Genomic DNA, 16,023 nt, shown 5'->3' on the forward strand with positions numbered 1-16,023 from the left:
CTAGTTTACAAGCATTCTAACAGCTTTTTCAAAAAGCCATGTAGATAGCTGATCAAAAACCTCCTTTTCCCTATAGACCATCTTATACATTTTCTTTCCTCCCCTTAAAACATAGCCCCCTTGATTCATATCCAAAAAATAATCATTCATTTCTCCGTCACGATCACGGTAAAAAATAATGAATGCAAACGTAGGACCCCCGTCATTTCTTATGTTTCTGCTGAAAAACGATCGCGGCGATCTCGTATACGAAACGGAATCTAAAATGCTCATTAATTGGTTGAGCTCTTCATTTTTGTCTTCGAATTCGAAATTTCCACATGAAAACTGCGCTAATTCTCGGTGTATTACAACTCCGCTGTGCGCGCTATGATGATATTGGACTAACCGAAATAAGAGAAGCATGAATTTATCGCATGTATAACTGAGAGCGTTTCCATTCCAACTATGCATAGAAATGAGGTTTTGCTCCATGAAATATCCATTTCAGAATCCGGATCTTCCGCTGGAAGAACGGGTTAACGATCTTGTATCCCGATTTACCTTGGACGAGAAAATCGAATTAATGTGCCAATACCAGGCGGAAATCCCCCGTCTCGGCGTGCAAAAATATAAACATGGCACCGAAGGCGCTCACGGCGTGGCATGGCTTGGCGAAGCGACCGTGTTCCCGCAAAATACCGGGCTTGCGTGCACCTGGAATCCCGAGCTAATGCGGGAGATCGGATCCGTCATCGCGGAGGAAGCCCGCGTCTATTACCAGCGCGACCGGGCCATCAACGGATTGACTATCTGGGCGCCCACGGTGGATCTGGAACGCGACCCTCGCTGGGGACGCACGGAAGAAGCCTACGGGGAAGACCCGCATCTGACCGGGGAACTCGCCACCGAGCTTGTGAAGGGCATGCAGGGAGACCATCCCTTCTACTATAAAACCGTAGCTACGCTGAAACACTTCTACGGCAATAACAACGAAGTTGACCGCGGCAGCGCCTCGGTAAGCATCGATCCGAGAAACAAGCGCGAGTATTATCTGAAGGCTTTCGAGGCACCGTTCCGGGAAGGGAAAGCCGGTTCCATGATGACAGCATATAACGGCATCAACGGCACGCCGTGCAACCTGAACCATGAAGTAAACGATATCGTCAAACAGGAATGGGGCATGGACGGATTCGTGGTTGGAGACGCGGGTGACGTTCTGGGCACCGTTATGGACCATCATTATGTCTCTTCCTATGCAGAGGCCGTTGCCGGCTCCGTTAAAGCCGGAATCGACAGCATCACCGACGACCAGGACATCTCCTTCCGCGCGCTCCGTGACGCATTGGAGCAAGGGTTATTGGAAGAGCAGGATCTCGATCACGCCATCCGCAATTCTTTCCGTGTCCGGTTCCGTCTCGGCGAGTTCGATCCGGAAGAACGGAATCCTTACAGCCATGTTCCGGAGACAAAGCTCTGCGCGTCCGAGCATGCCGAACTATCTCTGCGGGCCGCCCGGGAATCGATCGTGCTGCTGAAAAACGACGGATTACTGCCCCTTCAGCGCGATCAGTTGAAATCCGCTGCTGTCATCGGGCCCCTGGCTAACGAAGCATTTACGGATTGGTACAGCGGCACGCCTCCATACCGGATTACGCCGCTTCAGGGCGTGCAGGAGAAACTGCAGGACCGCAGCGTCCATTTTCATACGGGATTAGATCAGGTACGTCTTCGTTCTGCTGTTAGCGGCCAATATGTCGCCCTATCTTCGGAAGAGAATGGCCGGCTGCTTGCAAACACGGCTGAATCTACCAATGCAGCGGTGTTCGAGCGGAACGACTGGGGCTGGGGCTCCGTCACGCTCCGACTTGTCAGCAGCGGAAAATTCGTAACCGAAACCGAAACGGGACTGCACGCAACGGCTGACGAGGCTCGCGGCTGGTTCGTGAAAGAGGCATTCAGCTTTGAAGCGTTACCGGATGGAAGCTTTATGTTGAAGAATTGGGAAGGCAAACCGATTCTGTTGGATGAGCATGGACGGCTTGTCGTTGGCGGCACCGAGAATACGGGAACGCCATTTGCCATCGAGACGGTTCAGGACGGCATCGCTGAAGCCGTCGCAGCGGCAGCATCGGCTGAAACCGCCCTGGTATTCGTGGGGAACAGTCCGTTCATTAACGGCAAGGAAACGATCGACCGTCCCGACATTACGCTCCCGCCCGCCCAGCAAGCCTTAATTCAGGCGGTGTACGAAGCTAATCCCAATACGGTGGTTGTCATCGTAGGCGGGTATCCGTTCGCCGTGAACTGGGAACAGGAGCATGTGCCATCCATCCTCTTCACATCTCACGCCGGGCAGGAGCTGGGCCATGCGGTTGCCGACGTTCTGTACGGAGATTACAATCCGGGCGGGCGCTTAAACATGACGTGGTACAAGTCGACCGAACAGCTTCCGGACCTCATGGATTACGACATCATCAAAGGGAAGCGGACCTATCAATATTTCGACGGGGATGTGCTGTATCCGTTCGGTCATGGTCTCAGCTATGCCCGCTTCCATTACAGCGATCTGTCGCTAAGCCAGTCGGAAATCACGGCGGAAGGCAGCGTAACCGTCACCGTTGCCGTGAGAAATGAGAGTCAGCTGGCCGGGGATGAGGTGGTTCAGCTGTATGTAAAAGCTGATTCCTCCCGCGTCGTCCGTCCTCTCAAAACGTTGAAAGGCTTCCGCCGCATCCACCTGGCCCCGGGCGCTTCGGAAACGGTTAGCTTTGAGCTCAAAGCGGAGGATCTGGCCTTCTGGGATGTCACCCGGGATCGCTATTGCGTTGAAAAGGGAACCTATACGCTCATGGCTGGACCGTCCTCCAGCCAATTGCCGGTCACCGCAGCCCTTCAAGTTGAAGGGGAGACGATCCCTCCACGCACGCTGCGCGAGCCTGTTCGAGCGGTGAATTATGACGATTACCAGGGTGTCTTCCTGGATGAATGCCGTGAAGGCGGCGAAAGCATCCGCTTAACCGGCGAAATGGGCTGGATCGCTTTCCATGACGTAGATCTCGGCAACGCTTCGGTAACGTTCCAAGCAAGGGTGAGCGGACATATCAAGGGCGGCGAAATCGTCATTACGACTGGCAGCCCGGATGGTCCTGCAGCTGGAAGCTGCAAGGTTCTGCCGACCGGAGGGCGCCAAGCCTGGACGACAGTCCAGGCCGAACTGACGGGATTAACAGGACGTACTGACGTCTTTCTTACCATGAAAGGCGAAGTACAGATTAGCTGGTTCCGCATAGCTTAGCGATAACTCATATCTTATCGATGACTCATATATAAGTTTGCTTAGTCGCGAGATTCCATTGCGCCTTTCTGTCAGCGTCTTCTATACTTACCGATGTTCTATAGAACATCCGCCCTTCTTTTTATACCGGGGCAGATGTTCTTTTTTTGTTAGAATGAAATCAATTAAATCATGAACCGTTACAGAGACGGACTCAGACCTTCGTTACTTACGACAGAAAAAAAGATGAACCCTTTCCTAGGGTCATTTGTTTATTAGACATAACGCGAAGAAAGGAGTGCCTTGGATTGACGGAACGCGAGCTATTCGATTCTTATAACAAGGATGTGTACCGCACCTGCTACTACATGCTGAGGAACGCCCAAGATGCGGAAGACCTCTGCCACGATGTATTCGTCACCGTATTTCGTCAGGATTGGAGAAGTGTTGAACATACACGCGCCTGGATCATGCGCATCGCGATGAATCATTGCTTGAACCTGCTTAGAAGGAATCAGACCCAGCGAGACAAGCAAAGCCAGGTCGAGCGGCTCCACGAGCAGACCACGGCATCGGTTAAATCCGTAGATACCATCGTATTGGAAAAAGCAGCTGCGGCGGAATGGGAGAAACTGCTGCGGCAGCTTCCGGACAAGCTGATGGCCGTTGTCACGCTCCGCTATATCGGTGAGCTGTCGTTGGCGGAAATCGCCGAAACGCTGAAGATTCCCGTCGGGACGGTTAAATCAAGGCTTCACAAAGCATTGAAAATCATGCGCAAAAAGCTTGAACACCATAACGGCTTCTGGCTGAAGGGAGAGAACCAATTTGGAACGTTTTGAGGACAATTTGAAAAACCAGATGAAAACGGCGAACAACGTGTCTTATCCTGATTTTGACCGGATGTGGAGCAGTATCCAGCAGAATGAACTGAAGGTGGCCGGAGGTGAATCGGTTCCGCTTCGTCCGCGCAGACGAAAACGGATTGCAATCATCACCGGGATATCCGTCGCCTTGATGGCAACGCCGGTCTATGCAGCCCTGAACTATGATTGGTCCAATCTTCTGTCTTACAGGGCCGGTATCCAGACTGCATTGGAGCAGGGGCTTGGCCAAACGATTGAGCAATCCGTTACAAAGGATGGCATCACCTTAACGGTGCACACGGCGTTTATCGATGAGAACCGAACGTTCCTGCTCTACAGTCTGGATCCAGGTTCATCACGAGCTGGCGAGCAAGTAGCCTTTGATCATATTGGACTTAAAGATAAGGAGGGCCATTCCATCGAGGGCCGTTATTCCCATCAGTGGAATGAGGATGCAGGCGTATTCCAGGGGTATTTTGAGACCGATTGGGTTGCTCAAGGCCAGATCGCGGATGTCGAGTTTATGATGGAGAATATCCATTTTACTGGTGAGGGAAAACAGTCGATCAACTACGACCCACAAGACCCGAATACGCAGGCATTCCCCATTCAGAAGGATGGCATCGGCAGCGTGACCCTGCAATCTTTCGAACAAGCCGAAGGAAATGTCCTGCTCCAATCGGCCATTACATTTACGGATCCCGAAATGAATAGCAGAAGCTGGGTACGAATTCAGGCTATCGATGACAAGAAAGAGATGATTAAGGAGGTTAAACCCCCTACTTTTGGAACCCCGGCAGTCTCCGGAGAATACATGAGTCAGCAAATATTCAAGTCTGACTCCCTACGTTCTGAGGGTACGAACTTCCAGCTAGCTTACGATCGCACGCTTGAAACCGCGGACGGCACTTGGAGCTTAAATATGGCCTTGTCCAAGAAGCAAATGGACAACGGCACATTTAAAGAATCTCTGAATATCCCTGTTGATCAAGTTCCTGGAGGAACAAAACTCCATGAAATGATTGTTACGCCGACCCAAGTCCGACTGATCCTGACCCATGAAGAAAAGTATACCCGTGTTCCTTACATGGATTATCAACTGGATGTAGGCGGGACGCTGTTAAGCGGCAGCATTTGGCATGTGCCCGGCCATTCCAAGAAGACGGAGCTGCGCTTTGAAATGACCGGACTGGATGCAGCCTCTCTGGCGAACCGACCCGTGTCTCTGATCGCCAAGCACCGCGTCGACGAATTCGCGGGTGACCAGAGTCCGATCCGGTTGACCGATATTTCGGCTGAGCATCAAAGCTTAACGTCCAGCATTGCAGGTTATCCGATCACATGGACCTATTACATGAAGGACAATAATCTATATGTGGAATCCTTCAGCTCCGACCCGACGTTCGGCGGCGTCAACCAAACCTATTATCTTGACGGCGAAGACCGAAATTATGGCATGCCGGCCATGATCGGCCTGCTCGGTGATGACAGCAATAAACATATGGACGTGTATAAGAATTTCGACAAGACCGAGCTCGAGGTTTATATTTGGAACTATACCACCCATAAGCGGGACGATGTCTTGCGCGTTCCGCTTAAGGCCGGAAAATAACATATACGGAATAAACGATAAAGAAACCCTCTGGATGGACATAAACAGTACCCGGAACGGCGCTTCTGCCAAGAAGCGCTGTTCCTTTTTCGGTCTTCCGTTCTCCACCTTTTGAGGGTTTCTTTCTTTTTTCCGTTTGAACATGTCACAATTCTGCACGGCTAACTGTCATATGGGTGAACATCCAAAATCATGCGTAAAGGGGAACTGAACATGGAACTGCGAATGAATTACCGATCAGCCAATCCTGAAGCCTTCAAAACCCTGCTTGCCCTGGAGCAAGCGGCCCAAAAATGCGGACTCGATCACAAGCTGTACGAAATCATTAAGCTCAGGGCATCCCAGATCAACGGCTGCTCCTTCTGCGTTGATATGCATTCCAAGGATCTGCTCTCCATGGGCGAAAGCGTGGACCGCCTCCTCCTTCTGCCCATGTGGCGCGAAGTCCCGATATATTCAGACGAAGAACGGGCTGTCATCGAACTGACGGAGTGCGTGACCAAGCTGTCCGAGGCCGGCGTTCCGGACGAGGTATACGAACGCGTCCGCAAGCATTTTGACGAGAAACAATTCGTCGATCTGGTCATGGCGATTACAACGATCAATGCCTGGAACCGGATCGGTGTCGCTACAGGACTGTTCCCGGGCTGTTTTGATTAAACAGCTGCAATTTATCCGGATTCACCACAAGAAAAATCTGGCTGATGCGGGATAAGTCGGGTTCCCACGCTACCGTCAGCACCATGGAGACCCTGCCGTCCCGCTTCAGCAATAACCCGGGCTCTCCGTTTACGGAGACGGGTTCAAACCCTTCCCGAAACGAGCCTTTGGCAGATAACCCCTCGAAAAATGCTCGTACCCGCTCCACGCCCAGTATCGGATTAATGGCAGCCTTCGCTTTGCCGCCGCCATCCGATAGCAGCGTAACCTCTTCCTTCAGGAAAGACAGCAGTGGCTTAAAATTGCCCATATCGGATGCCCGCAGGAATGCTTCAACGAAGCGTTCCTGTGTTTCCGTCCGGGCGGTTTCTCCATTAGGCCTTTCCGTCGCCTGCCCCATTTTCAGCTTGGCACGGCTGAAGGTTTTGCGGCAGCTGATCTCCGTCTTTCCAAGCATCTCCGCTATGATCGGGTATTCAAGACCCAGCGTATCCTTGGCGATATAAATGGCACGCTCCAGCGGCGTTAACCGCTGAAGCAGCACCAGGTAGGCGTAACCAATCGTTTCGCGGCGTTCCGCAGGATCGGACCGCGTCAGCATGTCATAATCCGGCATCGGCTCCGGGAGCCAGGGACCGGTATACGTTTCGCGCTGGCGTCTGGACGATTTCAACAGGTTGATGCAGCGGTTCGTTGTCATTTGGGCCAAATACGCTTTCTCGTTCAGCACTTCTCCCCGATCCATCTGCACGAATTGGGAAAAAACGTCCTGCACGATGTCCTCCGCATCCGCCGCGCTCCCCAGCATCCGATAAGCCAGGCCGAACATCATCGGCTTGTATTCGGTATAGATTTGATCCAATAGCATCGGACACACCTTCTTACTCTGTATATTTTCGGCATGAAAGCTACACCACTTATAAGACAAATGAGCAATACCGCCTGTGACGTCAGGACGCATTATAGGGCTTATCACCAGAATCCGTTCTAGATTCATAACAAGTGGTATGATTAGAGGAGAACTCTTTTCTAACTAGTGTACCAAAGCCCTCCTTCTACTCTATCCTATATATCCTGATTCCTGGAAGGGTCAGTTGAACAGGAGAATTCCAGGGTCAATGGACACTACATCCGTTATCCAATTTGAACAATATGATAACGTTCGATAAATCTATCGACATTTGGGTATTTTTTAAATAACATATGGAATGGCCTAACTACAGCGATAAAAGGTTGAAGAGTTTAGAAAGTAGGTAAAACATGAAAAAATCCACTCCTTTACGTCGCGTCGAATTCGGATATTTTCTGCTGATTGCTCTCGCCGTGGTCCAGCAGTTGTTCATATTCTGGAACATCTATGTAAATCAAAGTTTTACTTTCACGGAATTCCTGTTCAGCGTTGGTACACTGGCCGCCTTATTGATCGGCTTCTTTCTTCCGGTAGGCGTGTCGACGGTGGCTGCTTTTGTGTATCTGGTCACTTATTTCGTATGGTTATCCACGCTGGCCCCGGTCAATGCGCTCACGCTGTCCTGGATTCTGCTGCTGCCCGCCAATACTGCCGTTGCCATCTTCATCAAACTGGCTCTGGTGCGAAGCCGCAGGTTTATCCGACGTCTCGAGCAATTAAGAAAAACAAATCCGGATATTGATATCGACACCTCTCTTGGCAGCAAGGATGCCTTCGCAGATACGCTGGTGAAACAAGCCAATCTGGCCAATCGGTATGCGGATCAGTACAGCTTCTGCATCATGATGTTTAAGCTCGATTTTCTCCCCCTGACCAGGGAGTCTGTCGGATCACACCGTTTTGCCAAGCTGATTATGGAACTGTCGAGCACGATTCAGAAGCAGATTCGTTACGAGGACTATAAATTCTCTATTGGAGAAGGACGCTTTATCATTCTGTGCCCGCTCACCAAGCCGGAGTACCTCAAAAGCCTCATGGACCGCATCAAAGTCGCCATGATGAACGTGCCCTTCCGTGACAAGAAAGGCATGTCCCTCAAGCTTGTAGTCCGCGCCGGCGGCCTTGTGTTCCAGAAGGAGCAATTCAGCCGATACGAAAATATCGATGACGTCATCTCTGCATTAGAACGGAATACCGAAACCGACCTCATCGGGGAATATATTTAATCAAGTTAAGTTGCCACCATCAATCAAAAGGAGGCTTGCAGCCGATGTCGTATACCAACTGGTTTATCCCTCTGTGCATCGGGGTCAGCATCGTGTTCTCCATAGCCATCATCATTCTGACGATTTCCACCTTAAGCTTCCGTTCGAAAGTCAAACGAAAATACGATCGGGGGAAGTTCAGTGACTGACTTTTTCCTGGTCATCTCCATTATCAGTATATGGATTGCCGTGCTGGAATCGATCATTATCATGGCCGGGGCCATCGTGTTCATTCATAAACAAAACCGGCAGAAGCTGGTGAATCCGAGCAATCTGGAGGATTTCCCCACCGTGACGGTCATGGTGCCCGCGCATAACGAGGAATTGGTCATCCAGGCAACGGTAGAGCACATTCTGCAGATGAATTACCCGCATCACAAAATGCAGGTGATTGTCATCGCCGACAATTGCAAGGATCATACGGTCGAGCGCTTAATGGCGCTGAAAGCCAATGAACATTACCGGGACCGCGATTTTCTTATTCTGGAGAGAACCGGAACCGGCGGCAAATCAGGCGCCCTGAACGATGCGCTCAAGCAGGCAACAGGCGAATGGATCTGTGTCTACGACGCGGATGCCGCACCCGAGAAAAATGCGCTATTATTCCTGACGCAGAAAGCGATGGAGCAGCCCGAACGCTACGGGGCCGTCTTCGGCCGCAACAAGGCCCGGAACCGCGGACAGAATTTTCTGTCCCGCTGTATCAATCTGGAGCTGGTGACCATTCAGCGCGTGCATCATACCGGGTTATGGCAGCTGTTTAAGCTGGGTACCATTCCCGGCACGAACTTTATCGTGAAAACCGCGCTCATTCAGGACATCGGCGGATGGGATGAGCATGCGATCACCGAAGATACCGCAATTTCGTTCGAGATCCTGACAAGAGGCCAGCTGATTGCGCTGGCACCCCAAGCCGAAGCTTATCAGCAAGAGCCCGAGGACCTGAAGGTGTACATGAAGCAGCGTGAACGCTGGGCCAAAGGCAACTACAGCGTCGTCACGGATAACATTCATCATCTGTTCGATCGGACAAGCTGGCGGATTAAGCTGCATGTGCTGTATTATGCGGCCAGTTACTTCTGGTTTATGATTGCCATCATCATCTCGGATATTATTTTTGTGACCAATATTGTGTATCAGATCATCGCGCTGTTTAATCCGGCCGTCGTCTCTCCCTTCAGGTTTGAGGGCGATGTCTATATGTATCTCATTATTGCCTGGGCCTTAATGTATTACATCTACGTCCTGCAGATTAACCTGGCGCTCGCAACGGACATCGGCCAGAGCAACACACGCAACTTCATTCTATCCTGCGTGTCGTACTTCACCTACGCCCAGCTGTTTCTTGTTATATCCGTTAAGGCCTTCTACTCCATGATCGTGGATAAAATCACGGGCAGGGAGTCCAAATGGTATAAGACGGAGCGGTTTGGATAGGAGAGTCCCCACGTATCTACGTTTAAAATAAGAAGAAAGGGATTACCATGATACATGGCGAACCCTTTCTTCTTGTTTCATTATGTTTATTGTGTAAGGGCGTTACACAGTCACCGAAACTTTAATTTTCTCTCAGCTTTTTCTGCTCATTACGAAGTTTCGCAGGTGTCACATCATTTCCGGCGGGATCCACGATGCTTAATCCCGAAAAGGTGCTTAGCACCTGTCCGCGAATTTCACGCAGATAGTCCGTGCGTAAAACTTGCTGTTCGGCTTTTTCCGCAGCAGTGAGTGTGCCCTCCCGCTGTTTTTTAGCCAATTCATTAATCCGGGTTAAGCTTTGAATCATGATATCCCTCTTTTCCATATGATTTTGATCAAACAGTTATCTTAATATAAAGATATAATAAACCAAGATATTTGTCTACCCCTGCCAGCATTCATTATCGACAGGCGCATTTGTGATTTTTTCCCTACCCAAAGTCTCTTCACTTCCTTAAACTTGGTGTTTAAGGTTTATTTATTTACAAATCGTGGTTAATGTTAGTATTGAAAACTTTGCGTTCGCAGCATAATAAAAATACGGGTTCTGATTCCTTAGGAAAAATTACTTATGCCTTTCTGACTGAACATGAAATATAATAGAGGAACTTAACTTTAATCAACTGGGGGAACATCTATGAAATCTCAGCTCAACAACCCAGCTTCAACAGGAAAAAATGATCGGTTTTCCTCTGCTGGATTTATTCTGGCCGCAATCGGGAGCTCTGTCGGCCTCGGAAACATGTGGAAGTTCCCTTACATTACGGGAGAACATGGCGGCGCAGCATTCTTCCTGCTCTTTATCGTCTGCCTTATCGTGATCGGTTTGCCTGTCCTGTTGGCAGAACTCGCCATTGGACGAGCTGGCCGCGGGAGTGCTGCAACTTCCTTTGTCAAAGCGGGCGGACCGAAAGCCTTCGGGCACCTGGGATTGCTCCAGGTTATTGCACCATTTCTCATTCTGACCTTCTATGTCATTGTGGCAGGCTGGACGCTTCATTATGCGGTCATGTCATTTAGCGGCAATCTGTACAACAACACCGATTTCGGTGGCCAATTTACTGCGTTTACGGAAGGTTACATGCCGATTATATGGCAAATCGTCGCTATTGCGATCACAGGATGGGTGGTAGCTAAAGGCATCTCCGGAGGAATCGAAAAATTCAACAAGGTTCTGATCCCGGGCCTGATCATTCTGTTGATCGTATTAATGATCCGCGCGGTAACCTTGCCTGGAGCCGGCGAAGGCGTATCCTTCTTCTTAAATCCTGATTTCTCGAAGCTGAGCCCGGAAGCGGCGCTGGTCGCGTTGGGACATGCCTTCTTCTCCCTCTCGCTTGGGATGGGGATTCTGTTGACCTACGGCGCTTATGTGGATAAGCGGCAATCGCTAGGTCCGGCAACCCTCGCCATCGGCGCGGGCGACCTGATTTATGCGTTTATTGCCGGGCTTATTATATTCCCGACAACCGCTTCCTTCGGGATCGAGCCAAATGCCGGCCCTTCTCTCGTCTTCATTGCCTTACCGGCTGCCTTCTCGGCCATGCCGCTGGGTTCTTTTTTCGGGGGATTGTTCTTCATACTTCTAGCCATCGCCGCCTTAACCTCTTCCGTCTCATTGCTGGAGGTCCCAACCTCTTATGTCATGGACCGCTGGAATTGGGGACGTACCAAAGCTGTATTGGTCATCGGCGCGCTGGTTATGCTGGTCGGTCTACCCTCCGCGTTGTCATTCGGCATCGTACCCGGACTTACCGATATCGGCGGCAAAAACTTCTTTGACTGGCTGGATTTCGTCACATCGAACATTCTGCTTCCGCTCGGGGGTCTGATCACCACTATCTTTGCAGGGTACTTCTGGAAGAGAGCGGCAGATGCGGCAGGCCTTAAAGCCGGCTGGTTCCGGGTATGGCTGTTCATGCTCCGTTATATCGCGCCGGTTCTCGTATTACTGGTGCTGCTCCATACCACGGGCGTGATCAAGTTCGATTAATTGGCAGCCAAGGCAATCTCATCGCCACATGGTGTCACTTTGCGCGCGTGTACGATGAAAAGCCGGAAAGCTTCAAATCTTCCTGCATTCAGCGTCTCCGATGGGCAAGAGGGCATTGGGATGTCTGCTTCAAATACGCTCACAAATTAATTTGGAGATTCATTAGCAAGCTGGACTTCAAAGCTTTTGATGGTTTTATGTACCTTATTAATCCTGGCAAAATTGTTTTGAGTGCAGCAACAGGTCTCCTTGTTCTCATGTCTATGGCTACCGACTTATTAGATGCTCATCATTTGATTCCTTGGCAAGTTTGGATGATGTGCTTGGTATTCCAATTCATTTACGTAGGATACGCACAGTTTCTCGACTCGAACAATAAAGTAAGCCTCATTCGGGGCTATGCGTACCTGTACTTTTTCAATCTGACATACGTCCCGCTGTTCCTTTGGTCACTCATTACGATGAAGAACGTGAATTGGAACCCTACAAAGCATACAAGAGCTATTCATTTGAGCGATATTGAAGTAGAAAAATAAATGTGAAGCGAATGGCAAAGAAACACCGCTTTGAGTAAATATATAAAAACGAAATGCTATATCATATTAACTGCGATCTCTACTTGAATAATGAAGCAGTTATCCATTCAAAAGAAAAACAACAAACCATGCGCTCGCATTTACCCGAGCGCATGGTTTGTTCATGTATATCTATAGCGGACAAGAATACAAATATATCACTCTCACTGACTCTTTACAGGACCGGTAGATGCTCCAACCACCAATTCCGCAGGCAATCGCTTCTCGACTGCTACATCATCGTGATTCATGATGCCAAGTACCGTCTCAATCGCCAGCCTCCCCATTTCTTCCTCGTTCTGCCGCATATGGGTAAACAAATAGCCCTCACCGATATTCAGCTGCGGACTGTCAAAGCATACGATGGATAAATCCTCCGGTACCCGCAAACCGAGGCGCTCTGCAGCTACCTTGGCCAGCAATGCAATGTTATATTCGATCGCAAAAAAGGCAGTAATCGCCGGGTTATCCTGCAAGTGCTGCACGATCCGCTGGATTTCCCGTTCAATATTGCTCTCATGGAAGGCATTGGGCAAAGTGGCCGTCACGTCACTAATCCAGATCTCCTTATCAAACGCGATGCCCCGGGCGGCATGAGCCTGCACGAACCCTTCAATCCGCTCTTCAACCGCTGTCGTGTCCCTCGGCGGAGGAGACAGCAGGGATATATAACGGTGTCCCAAATCAAATAAATGCTCCACTACCTGAACGGCTGCTCCCAGATTATCTGTACTGATGGAAGCCGCTGCTACTCCCTTCAGCTTGCGATCAATCAGAACAAGCGGAAAACGGGCAATGACCAGCTTCAATATTTCGGCATTGAAATATTCCCCCTGAGCGGGAAACACGATGAGACCGTTCACGCCGAGATTGCGCAGCTTCTGAATGGATAATTCCTCATTATCCTGGTCTCCAAACGTTCTGCGCAGTACCAGAAAACAGTCATTCTCCCTCGAATACTGCTCCATGCTGTAGACAAGGCGTGTTCCGTAGCTTGAAGAAAAATCTGTAATGACAAGACCGATCATCTTCTCTTGGCTAGCTGCTCTGACAACTCCGCCTTCTGAGGAAAATGATTCCCTCTGTGCCACGGGCTCATCCGGGTCAGCTACGAAGGATCCCTTGCCCGGTTTACGCACAATCACGCCTTCAGCCGCCAGCATATCTAATGCCTTCTTGCTTGTAATTCGACTAACTCCGTATTCGTCCGCGAGTTCCTTCTCCGAAGGAACTTTATCGCCAATGCGGAAAATATGTGTGGAAATCTTTCGCTTCATCTCGTTAAAAATCTGTTCATACATCGGCTTTGCGGAAGCTGCATCTTTCAAATTGATATCCCTCCAACGGCACTCCAAAACATGCTAATTCATATAACAATATAACATGATATGTTTAATTTGTCCATGTTGCGCGGATAACCGCTTACATAAATAATCAGATCATCATTCCCCTCTAAACAATCCCATACATGACAAAACAGCGCCGTATGATCTTTCGCTCCGAAAGATTCATGCAATAGCGCTGTTCCCTGTCGATACCTACTCCGTGTATTGAACTATTCCTTCACGGCCCCCAGGACGATTCCGTGGATTAAATAACGCTGCAAAAATGGATAGATGAGCAGAATTGGAATCATGGAGACCAGAATTTTGGCAGAGTTCAGGGTCGTGTTGGAGATTTTATTGAACTGCTGAAGCTGTTCGACCGAGAGATTCTGCATCTGGTCGCGCGTCAGGCTGAGCTGCTGGAGATAGGTCTGAAGCGGTATTTTCTCGCTGTCATTGATCAGGATGATCCCGTCAAAAAAATTGTTCCAGTGACCGACGATGACAAACAGCGTAATGGTCGCCAGACTGGGCATGGAGATCGGGATGAAGATCTTGAGCAGGATTTTCAGCGGACCGGCACCGTCTATGAATGCAGCCTCCTCCAGCTCCTTCGGAATGCCCTTGAAGAAGTTCATCAGGAGAATCACGTTGAAGACAGGAACCGCACCCGGCAGAACCAGCGCCCAGATGCTGTTGATCAACCCCAGCTTGCTGATCACCATATACCAGGGGACGATTCCTCCACTGAAGAGCATGGTAAACACGATAATCCACATGTATTTGTTTCTCGATCGGAACTGCGTGACGCTCCGCGACAGCGGATACGCCATGAGGATGGTCAGAATCATGTTGATCGCACCCCCAAGCAGCACCCGCTCCACCGATATAAGAAAGGCCTTCCAAAACTTCGCGTCGTTCAGGATCTGCCCGTAGGAAGAGAAGTTCAGCTCCACCGGGAAGAAATAGACGCGTCCTGCATTAACGGCCGTACTGCTGCTGACGGATACCATGATCGTGTTGACGATGGGGGCCAGCGACACAAACGTAATGAGCACCAAAGCGAACATAATCATCAGGCGGGATAGCCTGGATCCTAATGTTTTCGATTGAATCATGCTAACCCTCCTAGAAAATTCTGTACCCCGCATACCTCGATGCCAGCCTGTAGGAAATCACGATCAGTACAAAGCTGATAACCGACTTCATCAGTCCAATCGCGGTTGCAAATGAATACTGCATATTGATCAGACCCATGCGGTACACAAATGTATCGATAATATCACCCGTCTCGTAGACCAGCGGATTATACAGGTTGAACACCTGGTCAAATCCCGCATTGAGCACATTGCCGAGACTCAGCGTGCCCAGCAGGATGATCGTCGGAAACATGCCCGGCAGCGTGATATTCAGGGTCTGCTTCCAGCGGCTTGCGCCGTCCATTGCGGCGGATTCATACAAAGCCGGATTAATCGCCGTCAATGCAGCCAAATACACAATCGTCCCGTAACCGAATTCCTTCCAGGTATCCGTCACGATGAGCAGCGGCCTGAACCAGTCGTTGCTTGCCAGAAACATGATCCGCTCCAGCCCCAGAAACTCAAGGAAATTGTTAATCATGCCGTCAAAGGAAAAGATCATGGTCAGCATCGTGCCCAGGACCACCCATGACATAAAATGCGGCAAATACACAATGGTTTGAATCGTGCTTTTGAAAAGCTTCAGACGCACCTCATTAAGCAGCAAGGCGAATACAATCGGCACAATCAATCCGAGAACAATCTTCCCGACCGCGATGACCAGCGTATTGACGAAGATCTGCTTGGCATCCGGCAATTGAAACATATACGTGAAATTGTCGAGACCTGCCCATGCGGAACCGAGTATTCCTTTCGCGGGGATGAACTTCTGAAAAGCCATGACCACCCCGAACATCGGCACAATCGAGAAAATGAACAGCATGGCCATGCCAGGCAGCAGCATCGCATGATAGGTCATTTCGTCAAAGGTTTTACGTTTCTTTTTCCTCCGGTATCGTACTTCCAGCTCTTGATTGACGGTTGTTTCCACTTGCGCCATCGT

Annotated in this window: 14 protein-coding genes; 9 read left to right on the top strand and 5 right to left on the bottom strand. The window is 50.0% G+C overall.

Features of this window, described 5'->3' with window-relative positions:
• Positions 1-472: 472 nt before the first annotated feature.
• The 4 genes from AK95_RS06515 to AK95_RS06530 all read left to right on the top strand — a co-directional run bounded on the left by AK95_RS06515 (position 473) and on the right by AK95_RS06530 (position 6,394).
• Positions 473-3,277, top strand: coding sequence for a glycoside hydrolase family 3 protein (locus AK95_RS06515; protein WP_071219170.1), 2,805 nt, complete (start codon positions 473-475; stop codon positions 3,275-3,277).
• Between the two features lie 287 nt (positions 3,278-3,564).
• The gene (locus AK95_RS06520; protein ID WP_071219171.1) at positions 3,565-4,098 is read left to right on the top strand and encodes an RNA polymerase sigma factor; all 534 of its coding nucleotides are present in this window, start codon (positions 3,565-3,567) and stop codon (positions 4,096-4,098) included.
• Positions 4,085-5,734 carry a DUF4179 domain-containing protein gene (locus AK95_RS06525; protein WP_071219172.1) on the top strand — a complete coding sequence of 550 codons (1,650 nt, stop codon included), beginning with the start codon at positions 4,085-4,087 and terminating at the stop codon, positions 5,732-5,734. Before AK95_RS06520 ends, AK95_RS06525 begins: the two co-directional genes overlap by 14 nt.
• Positions 5,735-5,947: 213 nt before the next feature.
• On the top strand, positions 5,948-6,394 hold the full coding sequence (locus tag AK95_RS06530; protein WP_071219173.1) for a carboxymuconolactone decarboxylase family protein: 447 nt from the start codon (positions 5,948-5,950) through the stop codon (positions 6,392-6,394).
• Here the strand turns inward: AK95_RS06530 and AK95_RS06535 are convergent.
• A complete protein-coding gene (locus AK95_RS06535; protein ID WP_071219174.1) occupies positions 6,363-7,262 on the bottom strand; it encodes a sigma-70 family RNA polymerase sigma factor in 900 nt (299 codons plus the stop codon). The two genes, AK95_RS06530 and AK95_RS06535, sit on opposite strands and share 32 nt — an antisense overlap.
• A 392-nt stretch (positions 7,263-7,654) precedes the next feature.
• On the opposite strand from AK95_RS06535, the gene AK95_RS06540 reads away from it, so the two are divergent.
• Genes AK95_RS06540 through AK95_RS06545 form a run of 3 tightly spaced genes read left to right on the top strand, consistent with a single transcriptional unit; the run spans position 7,655 to position 10,006 of the window.
• Positions 7,655-8,530, top strand: a complete 876-nt coding sequence (locus tag AK95_RS06540) for a diguanylate cyclase domain-containing protein (protein ID WP_071219175.1) — start codon at positions 7,655-7,657, stop codon at positions 8,528-8,530.
• Between the two features lie 44 nt (positions 8,531-8,574).
• Positions 8,575-8,718, top strand: coding sequence for a hypothetical protein (locus AK95_RS34465; RefSeq protein WP_201259361.1), 144 nt, complete (start codon positions 8,575-8,577; stop codon positions 8,716-8,718).
• Positions 8,711-10,006, top strand: a complete 1,296-nt coding sequence (locus AK95_RS06545) for a glycosyltransferase family 2 protein (RefSeq protein WP_071219176.1) — start codon at positions 8,711-8,713, stop codon at positions 10,004-10,006. Before AK95_RS34465 ends, AK95_RS06545 begins: the two co-directional genes overlap by 8 nt.
• Before the next feature lie 121 nt (positions 10,007-10,127).
• Here AK95_RS06545 and AK95_RS06550 read toward each other — a convergent pair whose 3' ends face one another.
• Positions 10,128-10,355, bottom strand: coding sequence for a DUF896 domain-containing protein (locus tag AK95_RS06550; protein ID WP_071219177.1), 228 nt, complete (start codon positions 10,353-10,355; stop codon positions 10,128-10,130).
• A 330-nt stretch (positions 10,356-10,685) separates the two neighbouring features.
• Between AK95_RS06550 and AK95_RS06555 the strand changes: the two genes are divergently transcribed.
• Positions 10,686-12,041, top strand: coding sequence for a sodium-dependent transporter (locus tag AK95_RS06555; RefSeq protein WP_071219178.1), 1,356 nt, complete (start codon positions 10,686-10,688; stop codon positions 12,039-12,041).
• The gene (locus tag AK95_RS06560) at positions 11,957-12,577 is read left to right on the top strand and encodes a glycosyltransferase family 2 protein (protein ID WP_162487545.1); all 621 of its coding nucleotides are present in this window, start codon (positions 11,957-11,959) and stop codon (positions 12,575-12,577) included. Before AK95_RS06555 ends, AK95_RS06560 begins: the two co-directional genes overlap by 85 nt.
• Before the next feature lie 203 nt (positions 12,578-12,780).
• On the opposite strand, the gene AK95_RS06565 is transcribed toward AK95_RS06560, so the two are convergent.
• The 3 genes from AK95_RS06565 to AK95_RS06575 form a co-directional block, all read right to left on the bottom strand.
• On the bottom strand, positions 12,781-13,944 hold the full coding sequence (locus tag AK95_RS06565; RefSeq protein WP_083397541.1) for a GntR family transcriptional regulator: 1,164 nt from the start codon (positions 13,942-13,944) through the stop codon (positions 12,781-12,783).
• 227 nt (positions 13,945-14,171) lie between these two features.
• The gene (locus AK95_RS06570; protein ID WP_071219180.1) at positions 14,172-15,059 is read right to left on the bottom strand and encodes a carbohydrate ABC transporter permease; all 888 of its coding nucleotides are present in this window, start codon (positions 15,057-15,059) and stop codon (positions 14,172-14,174) included.
• A 10-nt stretch (positions 15,060-15,069) separates the two neighbouring features.
• A complete protein-coding gene (locus AK95_RS06575; protein ID WP_083397542.1) occupies positions 15,070-16,020 on the bottom strand; it encodes an ABC transporter permease in 951 nt (316 codons plus the stop codon).
• Positions 16,021-16,023: the final 3 nt, after the last annotated feature.

This window comes from Paenibacillus sp. LC231 (assembly GCF_001860525.1).
GTDB lineage: Bacteria > Bacillota > Bacilli > Paenibacillales > Paenibacillaceae > Paenibacillus_AQ.

Bases quoted from the DNA above. Each gene is read 5' to 3' on its own strand.
- AK95_RS06555 (WP_071219178.1), top strand. From the start codon at position 10,686: ATGAAATCTCAGCTCAACAACCCAGCTTCAACAGGAAAAAATGATCGG.
- AK95_RS06535 (WP_071219174.1), bottom strand. From the start codon at position 7,262: ATGCTATTGGATCAAATCTATACCGAATACAAGCCGATGATGTTCGGC.
- AK95_RS06550 (WP_071219177.1), bottom strand. From the start codon at position 10,355: ATGATTCAAAGCTTAACCCGGATTAATGAATTGGCTAAAAAACAGCGG.
- AK95_RS06570 (WP_071219180.1), bottom strand. From the start codon at position 15,059: ATGATTCAATCGAAAACATTAGGATCCAGGCTATCCCGCCTGATGATT.
- AK95_RS06530 (WP_071219173.1), top strand. From the start codon at position 5,948: ATGGAACTGCGAATGAATTACCGATCAGCCAATCCTGAAGCCTTCAAA.
- AK95_RS06560 (WP_162487545.1), top strand. From the start codon at position 11,957: ATGGCTGTTCATGCTCCGTTATATCGCGCCGGTTCTCGTATTACTGGT.
- AK95_RS34465 (WP_201259361.1), top strand. From the start codon at position 8,575: ATGTCGTATACCAACTGGTTTATCCCTCTGTGCATCGGGGTCAGCATC.
- AK95_RS06515 (WP_071219170.1), top strand. From the start codon at position 473: ATGAAATATCCATTTCAGAATCCGGATCTTCCGCTGGAAGAACGGGTT.
- AK95_RS06540 (WP_071219175.1), top strand. From the start codon at position 7,655: ATGAAAAAATCCACTCCTTTACGTCGCGTCGAATTCGGATATTTTCTG.
- AK95_RS06575 (WP_083397542.1), bottom strand. From the start codon at position 16,020: ATGGCGCAAGTGGAAACAACCGTCAATCAAGAGCTGGAAGTACGATAC.